We start from the raw sequence: 18,984 nt of genomic DNA on the forward strand, positions 1-18,984 counted from the left end.
GCCCAGCGTCACCAGCAGCGAGTATCTGCGGAACTACGGGCTTGCCGCGATCCATGCCGACGTGGCCTACGCCCTGGGCGCGACCGGATCGGGGATCACCGTGGCGGTGATCGATACGGGCGTGAATCCTGCCCAGGCCGATCTCGTCGGCGCGGTCTCCTCAGCCTCCGTCGACATTCTCGGCAGCCGAAGCGCCCCTGCGGGGGTTGATCCGCACGGCGAGCGGGTGGCCGGTGTCATTGCGGCGCGCTTCAACGGCATGGGATCGATCGGGGTGGCATACCAGTCGACCATCCTGTCGATCCGGGCCGATGACACGGCCGGTGATGCCAAGTCCTGCGACGACAAGTGCAATTTCCGGTCTTCGGACCTGGCCCGGGCCGTCGACTATGCCGTCGCCAACGGGGCCCGCGTGATCAACCTGTCGCTCGGGGGTGACGGCCCCCTGAGCCCGACTTTCGAGGCAGCGCTCGGACGGGCGGCGGCGGCGGGCGTGGTGATCGCAGCCTCCTCGGGCAATGACGGGCTGGCGGACCCAGGCTGGCCCGGACGCTATGCGACGGACCCGCGCTTCCAGGGGGCGGTGCTGGCCGTCGGAGCGCTGTCCAAGGACGGTACCCTGGCCAGCTTCTCGAACCGGGCCGGGGTCAGCGCCAACGGCTACATTGCCGCGCCGGGCGAAGACGTGATCACCGGCTGCGAGCCCGGCAGTTGCTGGCGTGTGGCCGGCACCTCGTTTGCCGCGCCCCATGTGGCCGGGGCCCTGGCATTGCTGCTTCAGGCCTTCCCGAACATTTCGGGCCGCGATGCGGTCGATATCCTGCTGCGCACGGCCGAGGATCGCGGCGCCTCAGGAACCGACAGTCTGTACGGGCGCGGGGCGCTGGATTTAACCCGGGCCTTTGCGCCGGTCGGGACCAGCAGCCTGCCGCTCGCCAAGGGCGGCGCGACGCCGGTGTCCAGCGGTGGACCGGGCACCACGACCGGCGCAGCCTTCGGCAATGCCCTGGTGCGCACCGACGGTCTCCGCACAGTGATCCGCGATGACTACCAGCGGCTCTTCGCCATCAATCTGGCCGATACGCTTCCGGCCCGGATAGGCGGGGGTATGGCGAGGGTTCAGGCCCCGGTTCAGGACTCGACCCGGCTGGTGCTGGCCTCGCCCCAGGCTCCGGTGGCCATGGCCTTCCAGGTCGAGGCCCCGCTGTTCGAGGCTCCGCTGGGTGAGCGGCCGGTCGAGGCCCTGTCGGCACCCCGACCCATGCGCTCGGCCAGGGTGCGGGCAAACTTCGGCCGCTTCAGCCTGACCAGCTGGCGGGGTGAGGGCGATGCTCCGGCACCCGAGGGCCTGGCCGGGCGCGATGCGTTCCAGGCCCTGGCCCGACCCGACCGGATGGCCGAGGCGACCCTTGGCGTCGGACGATTGACCCTGGCGGCGGAGCAGGGGACAGCCACGGTGCGCGCCCCGCTGCAACTGACCGTTCTTGAGGCCTCACGCTATGCCTCGGCTTCGGCCGCCCTGATGCTGGGCCGGGCACGGCTGAGTGCCACAGGTGGGCTGCTGACCGAGCCACTCGGGCCGCTGGGCTCCTATGTCGCGCCCGGCTCCACTCTGGAAAGCTCGGCCCGGACCCGGTACGGCGCGGCGGCCCTGGACCTTCGGGTTTCGCCGCGGCTGGCCGTTCGGGCCGAGGCCGCCGTGGGGCGGACGCGCGCCGACGGAGCCGTCCTCGACCTGACGGAGGCCGTCAGCAGCAGCTGGAGTCTCGCCGCCACGCTGGACTGTGCGGGCCTGGGCTGGCTCTGTGACCAGGCCGGTCTGGAAATCGCCCAGCCCCTGCGCGTCGAGCGGGGCCGCTTCCAGGCCTATCTGGCCGACATTCCGGTGGCCTATGACGATCCCCAGACCTTCTCGCTCCGCCGGATCAGTGCGGCCCCCGACGGGCGGGAGATCGATCTGCATTTCAGTCTGCAAAGGACGGTCGGTCCCGGCGAATGGGTGGTCGTGCGCAGCGGTTTAGCCCTGCAGCCCGGCCATCGCGCCGATGCAGCCCCGGAACTTGGTGCCAGCGCGCTCTGGCGCAGGCGCTTCTAGGCCCTTCCATTCCTCGCCTTGATGGCTACAGTCCGCGTCAAAACAAGTGTTTGACGCTGGAAGGAAGTCCATGGCCCTCGACCTCGAAACCCGCGAGCAACTGCTCGACATGGTCGCCCGCTTCGTGGCTGGCCGGCTTCGTCCCATCGAAGCCAAGGTGTCGGAAGATGACGCCGTACCCCAGGACGTCATCGACGAGATGAAGAGCCTTGGCCTGTTCGGCCTGTCGATTCCGGAGGAGTTCGGCGGGCTCGGCCTGAACATGGAAGAGGAATGCCTGGTCGGGATCGAACTGGGCCGGACCTCGCCGGCCTTCCGCTCGGTGTTCGGCACCAATGTCGGGATCGGCAGCCAGGGGCTGGTGATGTTCGGCACCGACGAGCAGAAGGCCAAATGGCTCCCCGGAATCGCGTCGGGCGACATCATCACCAGCTTTGCCCTGACAGAACCAGAAGCCGGTTCCGACAGCGCCTCGGTGCAGACCCGGGCCATACGGGACGGCGACGACTACGTTCTGAACGGCTCCAAGCGCTACATTACCAATGCCGGCAAGGCCTCGCTGTTCACGGTCATGGCCCGCACCAATCCCGAGACCAAGGGCGGTTCCGGCGTGTCAGCCTTCCTGGTGCCGCGCGATCTGCCGGGCCTCTCGGTCAGCAAGCCCGAGAAGAAGATGGGCCAGCAGGGGGCTCACATCCACGATGTGACCTTCGAAAATGTCCGGGTTCCGGCCTGGAACCGGCTCGGTGAGGAAGGCGAAGGCTTCAAGGTCGCCATGCAGGTGCTGGACAGGGGCAGGCTGCACATCGCCGCCGTCTGTGTCGGCGTGGCCGAGCGCCTGATCCGCGACTGCGTGGCCTATGCCGGTGAGCGCAAGCAGTTCGGCCAGGCGATCGCCAACTTCCAGCTGATCCAGGCCATGCTGGCCGACAGCAAGACCGAGGCCCTGGCCGCCAAGGCCCTGGTCATGGAGACGGCCCGCAAGCGTGACGCCGGCCAGAACGTCACACTTGAGGCGGCCGCCAGCAAGCTCTTCGCGTCCGAGATGGTCGGGCGGGTGGCTGACCGGGCCGTGCAGATCTTCGGCGGCGCGGGCTATGTCGCCGACTATGGCATCGAGCGGCTCTATCGCGATGTCCGCATCTTCCGGATCTATGAGGGCACCAGCCAGATCCAGCAGGTGATCATCGCCCGGGAGACCATGAAGCAGGGCGGTTAGGCCTGCCACGGCAGGCCTTCCTGATTTGCAACCGATTTCCGCAATCGATTGGCGAGTGCGGCATCCTGACGCACCTCCAGCGGGAATATTTAAGCGGCCGTTAAGTATGAGGGCAGAGGTTCGTTCGCGCACCTCACCCCCGGAAAACCAGCGCCATGAGCCAAGATCACGCCGCCAGCGATAGAACCGCATTCATGGGGCTCGATGATCGGGCCAGGACCGCCCTGCGCGATCTTCGTCCGGTCATCCGCAAGGAGATCGGCCCGGCGCTGAAGGCCTTCTATGACCGGGTCAAGGCCACGCCCGAGACCCGCAAGTTCTTCAATGACGAGCGGCACATGGAAGCCGCCAGCAGCCGCCAGGCGGCGCACTGGGACGTCATTGCCCAGGGCGATTTCAGCAAGACCTATGTCGATGCCGTCCGCACCATCGGCCAGGTCCATGCCCGGATCGGACTGGAGCCGCGCTGGTACATCGGCGGTTATGCGATCGTCTCGGAGCACCTGATCCGCGCAACCCTCGAGTCGATGTGGCCGCGCGGCATGATGGCCAAGGGGGATTCCAGCAAGGCCGGGGAGGCGGTGACCGCGCTCGTCAAGGCCGTCATGCTGGACATGGACTTCGCCATCTCGATCTATCTGGAAACGATCGACGCCGAACGTCAGCGCCTCGACGAGATCCGGGTCGCCAATGAGCAGGCGCAGTCTGCCATGGTCTCGGTCCTCGGGGAGGCGCTGGACCGCCTGGCGCAAGGCGATCTGGTCGGTCGCCTGTCGGCCGAGGTGACACCGGAGTTCCAGAAGCTGAAGGACGATTTCAACAACGCCGTCGGGATCCTGGAGCAGACCATGGCCCGCGTGGCCGGCGTCACCGACGGCATCCGCGCCGGGACGGACGAGATCGGCGTCGCCGCCGATGATCTGTCGCGCCGGACCGAGCAGCAAGCCGCCAGTCTTGAGGAGACGGCAGCGGCGCTCGACGAAATCACCTCGACCGTGCGCCGTTCTGCCGCAGGGGCCAAACAGGCCTCCGAGGTGGTTGCCGGGGCCAAGGCCGAGGCTGAACGCTCCGGTGTGGTCGTCGACCAGGCCGTCGCTGCCATGGGCGAGATCGAAACCTCGTCGCGCGAGATCGGCAATATCATCGGTGTGATCGACGAGATCGCCTTCCAGACCAACCTTCTGGCCCTCAATGCCGGGGTCGAGGCCGCCCGGGCCGGTGAAGCCGGTCGCGGTTTCGCGGTCGTCGCCCAGGAGGTGCGGGCCCTGGCCCAGCGCTCGGCCGAAGCGGCCAAGGAGATCAAGACACTGATCAGTGCCTCGACCCGCCAGGTCGAGGCCGGGGTCGGACTGGTCGGCCAGACGGGGGAGGCCCTGCGCGGTATTGTCGCCAAGGTGGCCGATATCGACGGGCTGATCGTCCAGATCTCGTCGTCGTCACAGGAGCAGGCCACGGGGCTGAACGAGGTCAACACGGCCGTCAATCAGATGGACCAGGTCACCCAGCAGAACGCCGCCATGGTCGAGGAGACGACGGCGGCCACCCACTCGCTGAAGAATCAGACAGCCGAGCTGGTCAGCCTGATCTCGGCCTTCAGGGTCAGCGGCGCGCGCAGCGCTGGGGCCCAGCCGCCAGCCGCCGCCCGGCCGGCCCCCGCGGCCCGTCCAGGAAGCGCAGCCCGCCCCGGAGCGCGCGGCGGTACGGCATCAGCTGCCGCCGCCCGCCAGGAGTGGGAAGAGTTCTAGGGGGCAACGGCGAAAGCCCCGGTCGCACTTCAGGTGTCCTGGCCAGGGCTTTCGCAACCCCGTAGATCAATTCTGTTTCGGGATAGAAGTTCCTGGTGCCGAAGATGCACGGCCCCGAGTTCTGCCTTCAAACGCAAAACGCCTCTTCCGGCCCTGCCCCGGGTGAACCCTGCGGCACACCCGGCGACCAGCCAGAAGAGGCGTCTTGAGCGCTCTGGAGCGAGCGTGTCGGGCTTATGCGCCGCCCGGGAAGCGGAACGGGACCTTCACGGTGCCGGTTTTGGCACCCATGGGCAGCTTTTCAGCGATGCACATGGCGGCCTTGTCGAAGCCCTTTCCGGCCGCGCTGTTGTCGACGACCTTGCATTCGGAAAGCTTTCCGGCATCGGCCGTGCATTCCAGCATGACTTGGGCGGCGTCACGCGTATTGGCATATTGTTGCAGGCAACGGCTCATCTGGTCTTCAAAGCCACCGGCGGCCGAAGCGGCCTGAGCGACAAAAAAGCTGCCAGCGAGTCCCGCGGCAAAAGCGATCGGATATTTCATCCCGCTGCTCCTAGTAATGAATTCTCGTCACATGGACGACGCGCCAACCGGACGCAGACCCGTTTTCACATAATCGAGTTAAAATATTCTGATCGGGGCCGGAATACTAATCGTTTACTTCGCGATAACCTTACGGTGTCCTTAACCTTGTTCGTGTTTGTGCAAACCTGTCTCCAGGAGCCCCCTGCGACCAATTGTCTCGCCTTGCAGGGTGCCGAGCCATCAAATCCAGTTTCTCTTAACCAAGGTCAGAGTCTGTTAGGACTCTATGTTGATGATCAGTCCTGCACGTTGGCGGTCCATGGACTCGGACCGCCGGTAGGAGGGGCCTAGGAATGAAGCGGTTTCGACTCGTCGATCTGCCACTGATCATCAAGATCGGCTTTGCGCCGGCGATTGCACTGCTGATGCTGGCCCTGATGGCCGGTGGTGCTGTCGTGGTTCAGAACAGCCAGTCTGCGGCCCTTCGCCAGGTCGTCGAACAGGACATGCGCACCAACAGCGAGATCCAGTCCCTGTCACGCCGCATCACCGATGCGCACGGTACACTGTATATGATCCTGGCCTCCAAGGCTGACCCGATGGCTCCGGCCGCTGGTCCGCGCATCACCGAGCTGCTGACCGAGTTCGATACGCTGGGCAAGGACATGAAGGCGCTCTCAGCGCGCCTGCCCGCTTCGGAGCGCCCCAAGATCGATGCCCTGGTCAAGGCCCTGGCCGAGTGCCGCAGCGCCGTCGATACGGTCAGCGGTATGGTCGATGTCGACTCCGGCATGGCCATGAGCTTCGCCGGCAGCTTTGAAGATCAGTACGTGAAGATGGCCGCGCAGCTGCAGAAGGTCGTTGACGACGCCAAGGCCCGCGCGACCGAGAAGGCCGACAAGCACAAGGCCGAAGCCACGGCCGCCACCAGCCTCACCATCATCCTGTCGCTGATCACCCTCGGCGCTGTCGGGGCCATGGCCTTCCTGACGGTCATGAACGTCCGCAAGTCGATCGCCGACATCGCCGGGGCCACTGAGCGCCTGTCGAACGGCGACAACAGCATCGACCTGGAGCGCATGAACCGCCTGGACGAGCTGGGTGCCATCGTCCGCTCGCTGAAGGTGTTCCGCGACAACCAGCTGAACCTCGAACAGATGCGGGCCGAGCAGGAGCGCACGGCTGCGATGACGGCCGACGAGCGCCGCTCCAAGGAAGCCGCCGCCGCCGCGACCGCCCGTGAGGCCGCCCTGGTGGTCAGCAGCCTGGCCGAAGGCCTCGAAAAGCTGGCTTCCGGCGACCTGACGTTCCGCGTCACGGCCGACTTCCCGGGCGACTATCGCAAGCTTAAGGACGACTTCAACGGCGCGATCAACGCCCTGCAGGACACGATGAAGGTCATCGCCGCCTCGACGGACGGCCTGTCGACCGGTGCCGACGAAATCGCCCACGCCTCCGACGACCTGTCGCGCCGCACCGAACAGCAGGCCGCCAGCCTGGAAGAAACCGCCGCTGCGCTCGACGAGCTGACCGCCACGGTGCGACGCACCGCTTCGGGTGCCCGTCAGGCTTCGGACGTTGTCTCGACCACCCGTGGCGAAGCGACGCATTCCGGCCAGGTTGTGCATCAGGCAGTTTCGGCCATGGGCGAGATCGAGAATTCGTCCAAGCAGATCAGCCAGATCATCGGCGTGATCGACGAAATCGCCTTCCAGACCAACCTTCTGGCCCTGAACGCCGGCGTTGAAGCCGCCCGGGCCGGGGAAGCGGGACGCGGCTTCGCCGTCGTCGCCCAGGAAGTCCGGGCCCTGGCCCAACGCTCGGCCGAGGCCGCCAAGGAGATCAAGACCCTGATTTCCTCGTCGACCCAGCAGGTGAGCCAGGGTGTGAACCTTGTGGGCCAGACGGGCGAGGCGCTGCAGCGCATCGTCCAGAAGGTCGGCGAGATCGACGCCCTCGTGACCGAGATCGCGGCTTCGGCCGCCGAGCAGGCCACGGGTCTGAACGAAGTCAACACCGCCGTGAACCAGATGGACCAGGTCACCCAGCAGAACGCCGCCATGGTTGAGCAGTCGACCGCCGCGACGCACTCGCTGAAGGGTGAGACCGCCGAGCTGGTCCGGCTCATGGCCCGCTTCCGGGTGGGCAACAGCCAGGCCGGCTACAGCCGCCCGGCCGTGGCCGATCCGGCCCAGCACGCTCCGGCGCGCAATCCTGTGGCTGAGCAGCGTGCCAAGCTCGGCGCGTTTGCCAGGCCCTCACGCGGTGGCGCAGCCACGGCTTCGGCACCGGCTACCGACGGTTGGGAGGAATTCTGATGGCTGCGCTTCTGCTGCCTGAAACCCTGGACCTGAAGGCTGCCGGCCCTCTGAAGGCTTCCTTCCTGTCGCGTCGCGGTGAACCCGTCGACGTGGATGCCGGCCAGGTCCGCCGACTCGGCGGCCTGTGTCTCCAGATCCTGCTCGCGGCCCGCAAGGCCTGGGCGGAGGACGGAAAAGCCTTTTCGATCAACGGGCCTTCTGAGGCCTTCCTGGAAACAACCCGTCTCTTCGGCGCCGATGTGGCGCTTCTCTCGGCGGACATCAATGGAGTCAATTCGTGATGCGCACGATCCTCACGGTCGACGATTCGCGCACCATGAGAGACATGCTTCGCATGGCTCTCGCCGGTGCCGGATTTAACGTGGTCGAGGCGGTTGACGGCGAACATGGTCTCGAGGTGCTCTCGGCCCATCGCCCCGACGTGATTATCACGGACATCAACATGCCCAAGCTCGATGGCTTCGGCTTCATCGAGGCGGTTCGCGTCGATGATGACTATCGGGCCATCCCGATCCTCGTCCTGACGACGGAAAGCGACCCGAGCAAGAAGCAGCGGGCCCGCGAAGCCGGCGCGACAGGCTGGATCGTCAAGCCGTTCAATCCCGAGAAGCTCGTCGAGGCTATCCGCCGCGTTGCGGCCTGATCTCGAAGAACTGTCTTCGTCTGGAACTCTAAGGAACTACGGGAATGGACGAGCTAGAGGCCATTAAGGTCACCTTCTTTCAGGAATGCGAGGAACTGCTCGCCGACCTCGAAGGCGGGCTCCTGGCCATGCAGGAGGGCGTCGGTGACATCGAGACCGTCAATGCCGTCTTCCGGGCCGTGCATTCGATCAAGGGTGGCGCAGGTGCGTTCGGCCTCGAGCCGCTGGTCCGCTTCGCCCACGTCTTCGAGACCCTGCTGGATGCCGTCCGGTCGGGCGAGGTTCCCAATACCGTCGATCTGGCCGCGGTCATGCTGCGCGCCTCGGACGTTCTCGCCGACCATGTGAGCGCCGCGCGAGGCCTTGGTGACGTCGACATGGCTGCGTCTGCAGCGATGGCTGACGAGCTGAAGGCCTGGACCGATCCTTCGGCCGCGCCCCCGCCTGCGGCCGTGGCAGCAGAGACGGTCGACGCCCCGCCGCCGGCGCCTGTCGCTGCGGACCCCGACGCCCTGGATGATGATGACCTGGGCTTTGACTTCCAGCCCATGACGATCTCGATCGACGCCCAAGCGGCCGATGCCGAGCTGATCCCGACCAATGTCTGGACGGTTTCGATCCGTCCCAAGTCCGACCTCTATCGCAAGGCCAACGAAACGGCCCTGCTGCTGCGGGAGCTGAGCCGCCTGGGTCCGATCGTTGCGACGATGGACGACAGCGCCCTCCCGACCCTGGAGTTTCTCGACGCCGAAGCCGCCTATGTCACCTGGAGCGTCCGCGTCGAGACCGACGACGGCGAAGAGGCGATCCGTGAAGTCTTCGAATTTGTCGACGGTGACTGCGAGCTCGATATCGTTCGCGGTGAAGCGCCCGTAGAGGCTGCTCTCGCAAACCTGCTCAGCGCCATTGAACCGCCTGCCCCGCAAGCGGCCGTGCAGGCGGCGCCGGAACCGGTCGCCGAGCCGGCACCTGTCGCTTCTGCACCCGAGCCCGTCGCCGAGGCCCCGCCGCCGGTCGTAGCCGCGGCCCCGGCCGCCGTGGCGGCGGCACCGGCTGCGGCCGCGCCGGCCAAGGTCACCCAGGCCGATGTGCCCGGTCCCGGCCAGTCGGTGATCCGCGTCGATCCCGAACGTATTGACCGCCTGATCGATCTGGTCGGAGAGCTGGTCATCAACCAGGCCATGCTGGCGCAGCGCGTCGGTGAATACGGTATCGCCCCGTCCTCGAACCTGGCCATGGGTCTGGATGAGCTGGAACAGCTCACCCGCGAGATCCAGGACAGCGTGATGGCCATCCGCGCCCAGCCGGTGAAGTCGGTGTTCCAGCGGATGCCACGTCTGGTCCGCGAAGTCGCCAACATGACGGGCAAGCAGGCCCGCCTGGTGATGGACGGTGAAAACACCGAGGTCGACAAGACCGTCATCGAGCGTCTGTCCGACCCGATCACCCACATGCTGCGCAATGCAATCGACCACGGGCTGGAAAGCCCGGAGGAACGTCGCGCAGCGGGCAAGAATCCGGAAGGCGTCGTGCGCCTGGCCGCCCTGCACCGCAGCGGCCGGATCGTCATCGAGGTCCAGGACGACGGCAAGGGCATCAACCGCGAGCGCGTCTTCTCAATCGCAGTAAAGAAGGGCCTGATTTCTCCGGACGTTCAGCTGACCGACGAAGAAATCGACAACCTGATCTTCCTGCCGGGCTTCTCGACGGCCGACAAAATCTCGGACGTGTCGGGCCGTGGCGTCGGCATGGACGTGGTCAAGCGCAGCGTTCAGGCGCTCGGTGGCCGCATCTCGATCACCTCGCGTCCGGGCCTGGGCTCGACCTTCACGCTCAGCCTGCCCCTGACCCTGGCCGTCCTTGACGGCATGGTGGTCGACGTGGCCGGCGAGACCCTGGTCGTGCCGTTGGCCGCCATCGTCGAAAGCCTGCGCCCGAAGGCCGAAGAGGTTCGCCCCCTGGGGCCGGTGGGTTCGGTCCTGGCCGTACGCGACAGCTTCGTGCCGCTCATCGACGTGGGCCTGGCCCTGGGCTACCGCAACACCTCGCCGTCACCGACCGAGGGGGTCGTTCTCCTGGTCGAGGGCGAAGACGGCTCACGCGCCGCGCTGGTGGCCGATGCCATCCACGGCCAGCGTCAGGTCGTCATCAAGTCGCTGGAGCAGAACTATCAGCAGGTCGAGGGCGTTGCCGCGGCGACGATCCTGGGCGATGGCCGCGTGGCCCTCATCCTGGATGTCGATGCGGTCATCAACCTTCGCCGGCGCGAATCGCCCCGGCCGACCGAACCTTCGTTGATCGCGGCGGAGTAAGTCATGTCTGACCCAATCCACGTCGCCAGTACTGAACGCCGGGAGCTCATCTCGTTCCGTGTCGGCCAACAGGAGTACTGCGTGAACATCATGGCGGTTCGCGAAATCCGGGGCTGGAGCCCCGCGACCTCGCTGCCGCAATCGCCCGGCTACATGCGGGGCGTGATCAATCTGCGGGGCGCTGTGCTGCCGATCATGGACCTGGCCGCCCGGCTGGGCATGCCGATGGTCGAGCCCAATGTCCGTAGCGTCATTATCGTCGTTCAGGCCGGTGACCGCATGGTCGGCCTGCTCGTCGATGCCGTGTCCGACATCCTGTCGATCACCGATGATCTGGTTCAACCCACGCCCGACGTGGCCTGCGACTCCGTTCGCAGCTTCGTTCGGGGCATCATTTCAATTGAAGGCCGCATGATCAGCGAAGTTTCGCTCGACCGCATCCTCCCAGAACGAGAGGCCATGGCCGCCTGATGTCATCAGCAGCATTCTCAGAGCGCCGCGAGGCCCTGGTCGATGGCGAGTTCGCCTTCACGACCCAGGACTTCAAGAAGATTGCGCAACTCCTCTATGCCCAGGCGGGCATCAGCCTGCCTGACAGCAAGGCGACCCTGGTCTACTCGCGGCTGGCCAAACGTTTGCGCTCCCTCGGGATGAAGACGTTCACCGAGTACTGCAACTTTGTGGCCCTGGAGAGCAGCGTCGACGAGCAGCAGGAAATGTTGCGCGCCCTGACGACGAATGTGACGCGCTTCTTCCGCGAGCCCCACCATTTCGACGATCTACGCGCCAATATTCTGGAGCCGATGGCCGACAAGGTCCGCGCCGGCGGCCGCCTGCGCCTCTGGTCGGCCGCCAGTTCGTCCGGCCAGGAGCCCTATTCGATGGCCTTCACGGTCCTGTCGGTTTGGCCGAACGCCGCCGATCTGGACATTCGGATCCTGGGCACCGACATCGACACCAACGTGCTCGCGACCGGCCGCGCCGCCGTCTATGACGAAAGCCTTCTGGAAGGCATTCCGCCGGCGGCCCGCAACCAGTATTTCGAGCGTGACGCCAGTGACCGTCGGGCCTTCCGCGTCTGCGAAGCCGCCCGCAGCATGGTGGCCTTCCGCGAACTGAACCTGAACGGCCCCAGCTGGCCAATGAAGGGTCCGTTCGACGCGATCTTCTGCCGCAACGTCGTGATCTATTTCGACGAACCGACGCAGGAGCGGGTCTGGAACCGCTTTGCCCCGCTGATCGCGCCCGGCGGCCGCCTCTATGTCGGACACTCCGAGCGCGTAGGCAGCTCGATCACTGCGTTCGAAAGCGCCGGTCTTACAGCTTATCGCAAGGTGGGAGGACGCTAATGGCCAAGATTCGCGTTCTTGTCGTCGACGACTCGGCGACCATGCGTGGCCTGATCACGGCCGCGCTCAATCGTGACCCCGGTATCGAAGTCGTCGGTGCGGCGGGTGACCCGTTTGAAGCCCGGGGCATGATCAAGGCCCTGAACCCCGACGTCGTGACGCTCGACATCGAGATGCCGAACATGAACGGCATCGAGTTCCTCGAGAAGATCATGCGTCTGCGTCCGATGCCGGTGGTCATGGTCTCGACCCTGACCCAGGCCGGCGCGGAGATGACGCTTCGAGCCCTCGAGCTTGGTGCCATCGATTGTGTCGCCAAGCCTGCGGACGCGCTCGGCACCCAGGATGCCCTGGCCGAGATCGTGGCCAAGGTGAAGATCGCAGCTCGCGCCTCGGTCCGGACCAAGGCTGATGCTTCTCCTGTCCTGGCCCGCAAGGGCGGCTACATGCCGTCCGGCGATGTTGTCGCCATCGGGTCATCAACGGGCGGCGTCGAGGCGCTCCTCGCGATCCTGACAATGTTCCCGGAAACCTGCCCGCCGACCGTGATCACCCAGCACATGCCGGCGACCTTTACCGCCAGCTTTGCAGCAAGGCTCGACCGGGCCAGTGGTGCCAAGGTCCAGGAAGCCTCGGACGGGGCCCTTCTGGAGCCAGGCAAGATCTATGTCGCACCGGGCGGTGCCACGCACCTTGAAGTCGTTCGCTCGGCCGGACTGCGCTGCCGTCTGGTCACCGGCGACCCGGTGAGCGGCCATCGCCCGTCGGTGGACGTCCTTTTCGGCTCGGTGGCCCAGGCGGTCGGTGACAAGGCCGTTGGGGTGATCCTCACCGGGATGGGCCGTGACGGCGCCCAGGGCCTGCTGACGATGCGCAAGGCCGGAGCCAAGACCCTCGGCCAGGACGAGCAGAGCTGTGTCGTTTACGGCATGCCCCGTTCGGCTTTTGAAATCGGCGCGGTGGAGAAACAGGTTTCCCTGTCCTCCATGGGCCAGTCCATTCTCGATCTGGCCTCAGCGAGGCGATGAACCCATGCCCCAAGCAAGCTCAATCTCCGTTCTCGTCGTCGATGACCAGCTGACCATGCGGGCCTTGATCCGCAATGCTCTGCAGCAAATCGGCTTTAAGGATGTCCGCGAGGCGCCCGATGGCGAAGAGGCCCTGAAAAGCCTCCTGGCCAAGCCGGCGAACCTGGTGATCTCCGACTTCAACATGCCCAAGATGGATGGTCTGGCGCTGCTGCGCGCCGTGCGCTCCCATCCCCCGATCCGGCAGACAGCCTTCGTGATGCTCACGGGGCGGGCTGACCGTGAGCTCGTGCAGCGTGCGGTCCAGTTCGGCGTCAACAACTACTGCGTGAAGCCGTTCACCGTTCAGGGCCTCAAGGAAAAGATCGAACAGGTCTTTGGACAACTGACATGACGACAGGTCTTCCACACGACGACTTTGAACGCTCGGTCAAGGTTCACGTGACCCAGGGCGAGAGCCATGTCTCGGCCGATCCCAATGTGGTGATGACCACGGTCCTTGGGTCGTGCATCGCCGCCTGCCTGCGCGACCCCTCGACCGGGATCGGCGGCATGAACCACTTCCTGTTGCCGGACTCCGGCGACGGACGACGGGACGGCGACTCGGTTCGCTACGGCGCCTATGCCATGGAACTGCTGATCAACGGCCTTCTGAAGAAGGGCGCGCGCCGCGAACGCCTCGAAGCCAAGATCTTCGGCGGTGGCAAGCTGTTCGATGGTCTGTCGGACGTCGGGGCCAGCAATGCCGCTTTCGCCGAGCGGTTCCTGCGCGATGAAGGCATTCCGATCGTTTCGTCGAGCACCGGTGGTGTGTCGGCCCGGCGTGTCGAATTCTGGCCCGCCTCAGGGCGGGTTCGCCAGCGTCTTGTCGCGGTCGACAACGCACCGCAGGATGTCCGTCGTCCGACCCCCGCCCCGATGCCGGCCGCCAGCAGCGGCGACCTGGAGCTGTTCTGAACCGAATGACCGCGCAACCGCAAGCGAATGCCCTGACCGACCTGCCGGAGAATCTCCTCCCGGTTGGCGAGCTCTCGCGCCGGTTGGCGGCCGAACTGATGTCGGCTGCCGCAGTCTGCCGCGATTGCGAGCATATCGCGGGCGATCTGGCCAATGGCGGCGCGGCGCTCGAGAGCATCACCCGCCTTCAGGCGCTTGATGAGCTGAGCCAGCGACTGCATGGCCTGTCCGATGTTCTGCAGCGGATCGGACAACATGCGTCCGGCGAGTGGAGCCTGTCCATCGAACCCCTTCTCGAAGGTCTCGGCCTGGCGGATTTGGTGGTGCGCCTGCGCGCCGCCGAGGACGGCGCAGACTGGGATGTCGAGGCGGGCGAACTCGACTTCTTTTAGGGCGTAGCGATGGGCGACGTCCTCCAGCCTTCAACCCGGATCAATCTGGAGAAGGCCGTCGTGCTGGTGCTCGACGACAATGGTGCATCACTCGACATTCTGTCCCAGGTCGTCTCCGGCTTCGGCGTCAAGCAGCTGTATCGTGCCGAGTCCGTGAAGGACGCCCAGGCACTGGTGAAGACCAAAACCTTCGATCTGGTCATCAGCGACGTGCAGATGCCCGAGGTGGACGGTGTCGAGTTCATCCAGTGGCTGCGCCGCGAGGCGAGCGAACCCAACCGCTATATTCCGGTGATCCTGGTAACGGGCCATACCCGCAAACCGGACGTGCTCCGGATTCGCGACGCCGGAGCCAATTTCACGGTCGCCAAGCCGATCACACCCAAGGTGCTTCTCGAACGGATCTATTGGGTGGCTCGCGAAGAACGAGCCTTTATCGAATGCCCGACCTTTGTCGGCCCTGACCGGCGCTTCAAGCATGAAGGGCCGCCTCCGGGGACGGACGGCCGCCGACGCGACGACCTGCCCGCAGAGGTCGGCGATGCGCAGGAACCGAACATGTCGCAGGAAGAAATCAACAATCTCATGCGACCTGCGAAGGTGCAGGTCTCGTGATGCCCGTGAAGGTGAACTCCTGATGTCCGTCCGCAAGTTTCATCCGGCCAACCGTCTCGGGGCCATGATCAAGCAGAAGGGCGGTATGCTGGTTCAGAACGCCATCGCCGCCGCCGAGGCCGGCGTGGAGAGTTTGCGGGAGGCTTCCCTGAAGTCGCTCGATGACACCCTGACAGAAATGGAAGCGCGCTTCGGTCCCAAGGCCGATCGCTCTGACGCGGCCTTCGAGGATCTCTACGCGCTGTGCCTGCGGATCGTGGACGTTGCCGGCTTTGCGTCCGAGACCGGGGTCGACAAGGCAATCATGTCATTCTGCAATCTCGTCGACAATTGCGCCGAGGCCGGAACCTGGCGCTGGGACTCGGTCGACGTCCACCTCGATGCACTGCGGCTGCTGCGGTCCGTCGGGGCGCAGTTGCCGCCGGCCGACCGGGCAAACATGCTTGAAGGCCTCTACAGAGTCAGCGGGTTCCGGCCCGGCGAGTCCTGATAACTACTGGACTATCCGGTCGCGTCCGGGGTCCTTGCCCGGCCGCAGCCCCTGGCTAACGCCCGGACGAGACGCCGCCAATCCAGGTTTCCCGAACCTGCAGGTCCTCGTCGAGCAGAACGAGATCGGCCGCCTGACCGACACTGATCTGTCCCCGCTGATCTGTCAGACCCAGAAACGCAGCGGGCGCCGCCGAGGCCATTTGAACGGCGGCCGCCAGTGAAAGGCCAATCATGGCCATCGCATTGCGAACCGCACTGACCATGTCGAGGTCCGAGCCGGCGAGGGTGCCGTGCTGATCGACGCAGACCCCGTCGACAACGTGGATCTGTCGGCCCTGCAAGGTGAAGGTCTTTTCGGTCATGCCTACGGTCGGCATCGCGTCAGTGACCAGCATGAAGCGATCCTGGGGGCGGGTCCGCAGGGCGATCCTTAGCACGGCCGGATCCACGTGACGGCCGTCGACGATGAGGCCGCACCAGGCGTCCTGATCCTCAAGGGCTGCGCCCACGACCCCGGGAGCCCGGCTGGTCAGGGGCGACATGGCGTTGAACAGATGCGTAAAGCCGGTCAGGCCGGCGTCAAGCGCATCACGAACCGTCGGGTATGTCGCGTTTGTGTGGCCGGCAGCGATCCGCACACCGGCCTGGCTCAGTCGCCGGATCATCTCGGGTGTGGTGGTTTCTGGCGCGAGGGTGACCAGCGTGCAGCCGGTCCTCAGGGAGGCCAGCAGCTCGAAGGCGGCTTCATCGATGACCCTGAACTTGCCCGCGTCGTGGATGCCCTTGCGCTGGACATTCAGGAAGGGGCCTTCGATGTGCACACCCAGCACACCGGGAACGCCGGCAGCCATGGCCGCTTCGGTCGCCCGCATGGCCTGGTCGACAACCGACAGATCATCGCTGATCAGGGTCGGCAGGAAGCCGGTCGTGCCGAATGCCCGGTGGGCCCGGCCGATGGTGGCAATTGTCTCCACAGTCGGGGCGTCATTGAACAGAACACCGCCACCGCCATTGACCTGGGTGTCGATGAAGCCCGGCACCAGGGTGCCGCCCTCGAGGTCAACCAGCGCGGCACCCGAAGGGGCGTCTTGACGCTCCAGGATCGCTGCGATCCTCCCGCCCCTGATCACCAGACCCTTGCCGTCGAGGACGCCGTCCGCCGTCAGGATGCGGCCATTTACGAGTACAGCCTGCATCAGACGGTTTCTGTCACCTTGTTGAGGTGTGGGGGGCAGTCGGGATCATAGCCGCGCGCAACGGAAAGCGCATTGGCCATGCGATAAAAGCTCTGGATCATCAAGAGGGGCTCCAGAACGGGATGGGCCGCCAGGGCGGGCAGGGTCGAACCCGTAGTCTGGCCTGCCTGGACAAGCATGACATCCGCATCCCTGGCCGAGAGGCCGCTGGCCATGGCGTCGACGCTCTCGCGGCTCTCGTCGTTCTGGGCGAAGACCAGGACCGGAAAACCGGCCGTTACCAGGGCCATCGGACCGTGCAGGACTTCTGCAGCGCTGAAGGCCTCGGCATGGAGCCCGCAGGTCTCCTTGAATTTCAGGGCAGCCTCCTGGGCAACGCCAAAGCCCACGCCACGACCGAGCACATAGAGATTGTGTGCTGATTGGAGGCGTTCCACTGCCGGTGACCAGTCGAGCGACCAGGCGTCCGCAAGTCCGGAGGGCAGGGCGGTCAGGCCCGATCTCAGCTCTGCGTCCTCAGTCCAGGCTGCCACGAGGTGCACGATGGCCGAGAGCGCGGCGATATAGGACTTGGTCGCGGCCACGCTCAGTTCCGGCCCCGCATGCAGGGGCAGGACCTCGTCGGCGAGGTCCGCGAGAGGCGAAGTCGTGTCATTGACCAGGGCCACCGTGAAGGCCCCGGCCGCCTTGGCTGCCCGAACCGAAGCCAGCAGGTCGGGGCTTTTTCCCGACTGCGAGATGGCCAGATAGAGCACCCCGTCCATGGCCTGGGGCGCGGCATAGACCGAGCTGACAGACAGTCCGGCGGACGCGGTGAGCACACCGGTCCGGGTTTCGATCAGGTACTTGGCGAAGGTCGCGGCGTGGTCTGAGCTGCCGCGTGCACAGGTGACCACGGCGCGGGGCGGATGCGCCCGCAGACGGGCTCCGAGGGTCTCGGCCCGCTCGGCATTCAGGCCGAGTTGGGTGGCGACGACCGCCGAAGCCTGGCCCGCTTCCTGGAACATGCGGGTCGACTCTGGAGCCTTTGCGCCCGCGGCAGCGGGGGTCTTGGGTCGGGTCAAGGTGGTCGCCTCCAAAGTCCGGTTTCCTTCAGCTCAGGGCGTTCAGTTCGGCGACAAAGTCGTAGGCGTCGCCACGATAGTAGGACTGCGTCACTTCAACGGCCCGCCCATCCTTGAGAAAGCCGCGTCGCTCGATCAGCAGGCCGGCGTCCTTGACCGGTACCCCGAGAAGCTCGGCGTGCTCGGCGGTGAACAGGACTGCGCGCAGGCGCTGCAGGGCCCTAACGGGCCGGTGTCCTGTCGCTTCAAGGGCTTCATAGAGCGAGGTTCCGACCGCTTCGGACGAGGTCAGGGCGAAGGCCGCGACCGTAGTGTACTCCACCGCCATCGGTGCCCCGTCGGCGTAGCGAATGCGCGCGAAGCGATAGACCGGGGTGCCCGGCGAGAGGCCCAGGGTCAGGGATTCCTCGGGGGTCACCGAGCCTTCGTTTCGGCTGATCCATTCGCTGCGGGGTACGCGCCCTCGCGAGATCATGTCCTCGGTAAAGGACGACAGCTTGGAGAAACTCTTTTCGACCCGGGCGGCCACGAAGGTTCCGGCACCCTGGCGGCGGGTCAGCAGGCCTTCGCTGACCAGGCCGTCCAGGGCCTTGCGCACCGTGATCCGCGAAATGTTGAACTCCTCGGCCATGTCGCGCTCGGCGGGCAGGGCGTCGTCGGGAGCCAGAACCTTCTTCTGGATGGCTTCACGCAGGGCGCGCTGCAGCTGCTTGTACAGCGGTGCGTGCTCCGAGCCGCCGGCGTCGAGGCGCCCGATCCGTTCTGAAAACATCGTCAAGTCCGCCTCCCCATACAGACTGCCATCCCCGGTTGGATGCCTCGATAGCATAGGACCATTTTCATACCAATAAGAACGTGGTCTGCAATTGGTTTCTTTTTGGGCTTGTCATCAGATAAAATTTCGTCACAGTTAGGCTCCGAGGCCTGAGAAGTACCGCATTCTGCGGATGTCCGCAGAAAATTGGTACCAAATTGGGCTTGGGGTTCGGCTCCGGGCCCTTGGCCCGGCGAAATGGGGAGAAGCCGAG

General features: G+C 65.6%; 19 protein-coding genes. 15 read left to right on the forward strand and 4 right to left on the reverse strand.

Annotation, left to right across the window (positions count from 1 at the left end; translation table 11 throughout):
- From DBR10_RS20405 to DBR10_RS11685, 3 genes are all read left to right on the forward strand, one after another.
- Nucleotides 1–2,095, forward strand: a 2,095-nt coding sequence (locus tag DBR10_RS20405; RefSeq protein WP_108556357.1) for a S8 family peptidase, incomplete at its 5' end; no start/stop codon positions are given.
- Between the two features lie 70 nt (nt 2,096–2,165).
- Entirely contained in the window at nt 2,166–3,314 is a 1,149-nt protein-coding gene (locus DBR10_RS11680) for an acyl-CoA dehydrogenase family protein (protein WP_108556358.1), read from the forward strand.
- 155 nt (nt 3,315–3,469) lie between these two features.
- Complete coding sequence (locus DBR10_RS11685; RefSeq protein ID WP_108506108.1) at nt 3,470–5,059, forward strand: globin-coupled sensor protein; 1,590 nt, start codon at nt 3,470–3,472, stop codon at nt 5,057–5,059.
- 234 nt (nt 5,060–5,293) lie between these two features.
- Here DBR10_RS11685 and DBR10_RS11690 read toward each other — a convergent pair whose 3' ends face one another.
- Nucleotides 5,294–5,605: a hypothetical protein gene (locus tag DBR10_RS11690; protein WP_108490123.1), complete on the reverse strand. Its 312-nt coding sequence runs from the start codon at nt 5,603–5,605 to the stop codon at nt 5,294–5,296.
- A gap of 335 nt (nt 5,606–5,940) precedes the next feature.
- On the opposite strand from DBR10_RS11690, the gene DBR10_RS11695 reads away from it, so the two are divergent.
- The 12 genes from DBR10_RS11695 to DBR10_RS11750 are packed head-to-tail and all read left to right on the forward strand — an operon-like array spanning nt 5,941 to nt 15,694.
- Nucleotides 5,941–7,905, forward strand: a complete 1,965-nt coding sequence (locus DBR10_RS11695; RefSeq protein ID WP_442861115.1) for a methyl-accepting chemotaxis protein — start codon at nt 5,941–5,943, stop codon at nt 7,903–7,905.
- Nucleotides 7,905–8,189 carry an STAS domain-containing protein gene (locus DBR10_RS11700; RefSeq protein ID WP_218278580.1) on the forward strand — a complete coding sequence of 95 codons (285 nt, stop codon included), beginning with the start codon at nt 7,905–7,907 and terminating at the stop codon, nt 8,187–8,189. The genes DBR10_RS11695 and DBR10_RS11700 overlap by 1 nt, the downstream gene beginning before the upstream one ends.
- On the forward strand, nt 8,186–8,551 hold the full coding sequence (locus tag DBR10_RS11705) for a response regulator (RefSeq protein WP_108490170.1): 366 nt from the start codon (nt 8,186–8,188) through the stop codon (nt 8,549–8,551). The genes DBR10_RS11700 and DBR10_RS11705 overlap by 4 nt, the downstream gene beginning before the upstream one ends.
- A gap of 44 nt (nt 8,552–8,595) precedes the next feature.
- Complete coding sequence (locus tag DBR10_RS11710) at nt 8,596–10,863, forward strand: chemotaxis protein CheA (protein WP_108505112.1); 2,268 nt, start codon at nt 8,596–8,598, stop codon at nt 10,861–10,863.
- Between the two features lie 3 nt (nt 10,864–10,866).
- Nucleotides 10,867–11,334 carry a chemotaxis protein CheW gene (locus tag DBR10_RS11715; protein WP_108505113.1) on the forward strand — a complete coding sequence of 156 codons (468 nt, stop codon included), beginning with the start codon at nt 10,867–10,869 and terminating at the stop codon, nt 11,332–11,334.
- Nucleotides 11,334–12,212 (forward strand): CheR family methyltransferase, encoded by an 879-nt coding sequence (locus tag DBR10_RS11720; protein WP_108505114.1) that lies wholly within the window; start codon nt 11,334–11,336, stop codon nt 12,210–12,212. Before DBR10_RS11715 ends, DBR10_RS11720 begins: the two co-directional genes overlap by 1 nt.
- The gene (locus DBR10_RS11725) at nt 12,212–13,240 is read left to right on the forward strand and encodes a protein-glutamate methylesterase/protein-glutamine glutaminase (protein ID WP_108505115.1); all 1,029 of its coding nucleotides are present in this window, start codon (nt 12,212–12,214) and stop codon (nt 13,238–13,240) included. The genes DBR10_RS11720 and DBR10_RS11725 overlap by 1 nt, the downstream gene beginning before the upstream one ends.
- Before the next feature lie 4 nt (nt 13,241–13,244).
- A complete protein-coding gene (locus tag DBR10_RS11730; protein WP_108490194.1) occupies nt 13,245–13,634 on the forward strand; it encodes a response regulator in 390 nt (129 codons plus the stop codon).
- On the forward strand, nt 13,631–14,197 hold the full coding sequence (locus DBR10_RS11735; protein ID WP_108505116.1) for a chemotaxis protein CheD: 567 nt from the start codon (nt 13,631–13,633) through the stop codon (nt 14,195–14,197). The genes DBR10_RS11730 and DBR10_RS11735 overlap by 4 nt, the downstream gene beginning before the upstream one ends.
- Before the next feature lie 5 nt (nt 14,198–14,202).
- Nucleotides 14,203–14,589 (forward strand): chemotaxis protein CheU, encoded by a 387-nt coding sequence (locus DBR10_RS11740; RefSeq protein ID WP_108505117.1) that lies wholly within the window; start codon nt 14,203–14,205, stop codon nt 14,587–14,589.
- A gap of 9 nt (nt 14,590–14,598) precedes the next feature.
- Complete coding sequence (locus tag DBR10_RS11745) at nt 14,599–15,204, forward strand: response regulator (RefSeq protein ID WP_108556359.1); 606 nt, start codon at nt 14,599–14,601, stop codon at nt 15,202–15,204.
- 22 nt (nt 15,205–15,226) lie between these two features.
- Nucleotides 15,227–15,694 carry a chemotaxis protein CheE gene (locus tag DBR10_RS11750; protein ID WP_108505118.1) on the forward strand — a complete coding sequence of 156 codons (468 nt, stop codon included), beginning with the start codon at nt 15,227–15,229 and terminating at the stop codon, nt 15,692–15,694.
- A gap of 55 nt (nt 15,695–15,749) precedes the next feature.
- Here the strand turns inward: DBR10_RS11750 and nagA are convergent, their stop codons facing one another.
- From nagA to DBR10_RS11765, 3 genes are read right to left on the reverse strand one after another with little or no spacing between them, the layout of a single operon-like run.
- Nucleotides 15,750–16,892 (reverse strand): N-acetylglucosamine-6-phosphate deacetylase, encoded by a 1,143-nt coding sequence (gene nagA / locus DBR10_RS11755; RefSeq protein WP_108505119.1) that lies wholly within the window; start codon nt 16,890–16,892, stop codon nt 15,750–15,752.
- Nucleotides 16,892–17,971 carry an SIS domain-containing protein gene (locus tag DBR10_RS11760; RefSeq protein ID WP_108490227.1) on the reverse strand — a complete coding sequence of 360 codons (1,080 nt, stop codon included), beginning with the start codon at nt 17,969–17,971 and terminating at the stop codon, nt 16,892–16,894. The genes nagA and DBR10_RS11760 overlap by 1 nt, the downstream gene beginning before the upstream one ends.
- A gap of 13 nt (nt 17,972–17,984) precedes the next feature.
- Nucleotides 17,985–18,728 (reverse strand): GntR family transcriptional regulator, encoded by a 744-nt coding sequence (locus DBR10_RS11765; RefSeq protein WP_108505120.1) that lies wholly within the window; start codon nt 18,726–18,728, stop codon nt 17,985–17,987.
- Nucleotides 18,729–18,984 lie beyond the last annotated feature (256 nt).

It is taken from the genome of Caulobacter sp. HMWF025, assembly GCF_003060965.1.
Taxonomy (GTDB): domain Bacteria; phylum Pseudomonadota; class Alphaproteobacteria; order Caulobacterales; family Caulobacteraceae; genus Caulobacter.

Bases quoted from the DNA above. Each gene is read 5' to 3' on its own strand.
- DBR10_RS11680 (WP_108556358.1), top strand. From the start codon at position 2,166: ATGGCCCTCGACCTCGAAACCCGCGAGCAACTGCTCGACATGGTCGCC.
- DBR10_RS11685 (WP_108506108.1), top strand. From the start codon at position 3,470: ATGAGCCAAGATCACGCCGCCAGCGATAGAACCGCATTCATGGGGCTC.
- DBR10_RS11690 (WP_108490123.1), bottom strand. From the start codon at position 5,605: ATGAAATATCCGATCGCTTTTGCCGCGGGACTCGCTGGCAGCTTTTTT.
- DBR10_RS11695 (WP_442861115.1), top strand. From the start codon at position 5,941: ATGAAGCGGTTTCGACTCGTCGATCTGCCACTGATCATCAAGATCGGC.
- DBR10_RS11700 (WP_218278580.1), top strand. From the start codon at position 7,905: ATGGCTGCGCTTCTGCTGCCTGAAACCCTGGACCTGAAGGCTGCCGGC.
- DBR10_RS11710 (WP_108505112.1), top strand. From the start codon at position 8,596: ATGGACGAGCTAGAGGCCATTAAGGTCACCTTCTTTCAGGAATGCGAG.
- DBR10_RS11715 (WP_108505113.1), top strand. From the start codon at position 10,867: ATGTCTGACCCAATCCACGTCGCCAGTACTGAACGCCGGGAGCTCATC.
- DBR10_RS11720 (WP_108505114.1), top strand. From the start codon at position 11,334: ATGTCATCAGCAGCATTCTCAGAGCGCCGCGAGGCCCTGGTCGATGGC.
- DBR10_RS11725 (WP_108505115.1), top strand. From the start codon at position 12,212: ATGGCCAAGATTCGCGTTCTTGTCGTCGACGACTCGGCGACCATGCGT.
- DBR10_RS11730 (WP_108490194.1), top strand. From the start codon at position 13,245: ATGCCCCAAGCAAGCTCAATCTCCGTTCTCGTCGTCGATGACCAGCTG.
- DBR10_RS11735 (WP_108505116.1), top strand. From the start codon at position 13,631: ATGACGACAGGTCTTCCACACGACGACTTTGAACGCTCGGTCAAGGTT.
- DBR10_RS11740 (WP_108505117.1), top strand. From the start codon at position 14,203: ATGACCGCGCAACCGCAAGCGAATGCCCTGACCGACCTGCCGGAGAAT.
- DBR10_RS11745 (WP_108556359.1), top strand. From the start codon at position 14,599: ATGGGCGACGTCCTCCAGCCTTCAACCCGGATCAATCTGGAGAAGGCC.
- DBR10_RS11750 (WP_108505118.1), top strand. From the start codon at position 15,227: ATGTCCGTCCGCAAGTTTCATCCGGCCAACCGTCTCGGGGCCATGATC.
- nagA (WP_108505119.1), bottom strand. From the start codon at position 16,892: ATGCAGGCTGTACTCGTAAATGGCCGCATCCTGACGGCGGACGGCGTC.
- DBR10_RS11765 (WP_108505120.1), bottom strand. From the start codon at position 18,728: ATGTTTTCAGAACGGATCGGGCGCCTCGACGCCGGCGGCTCGGAGCAC.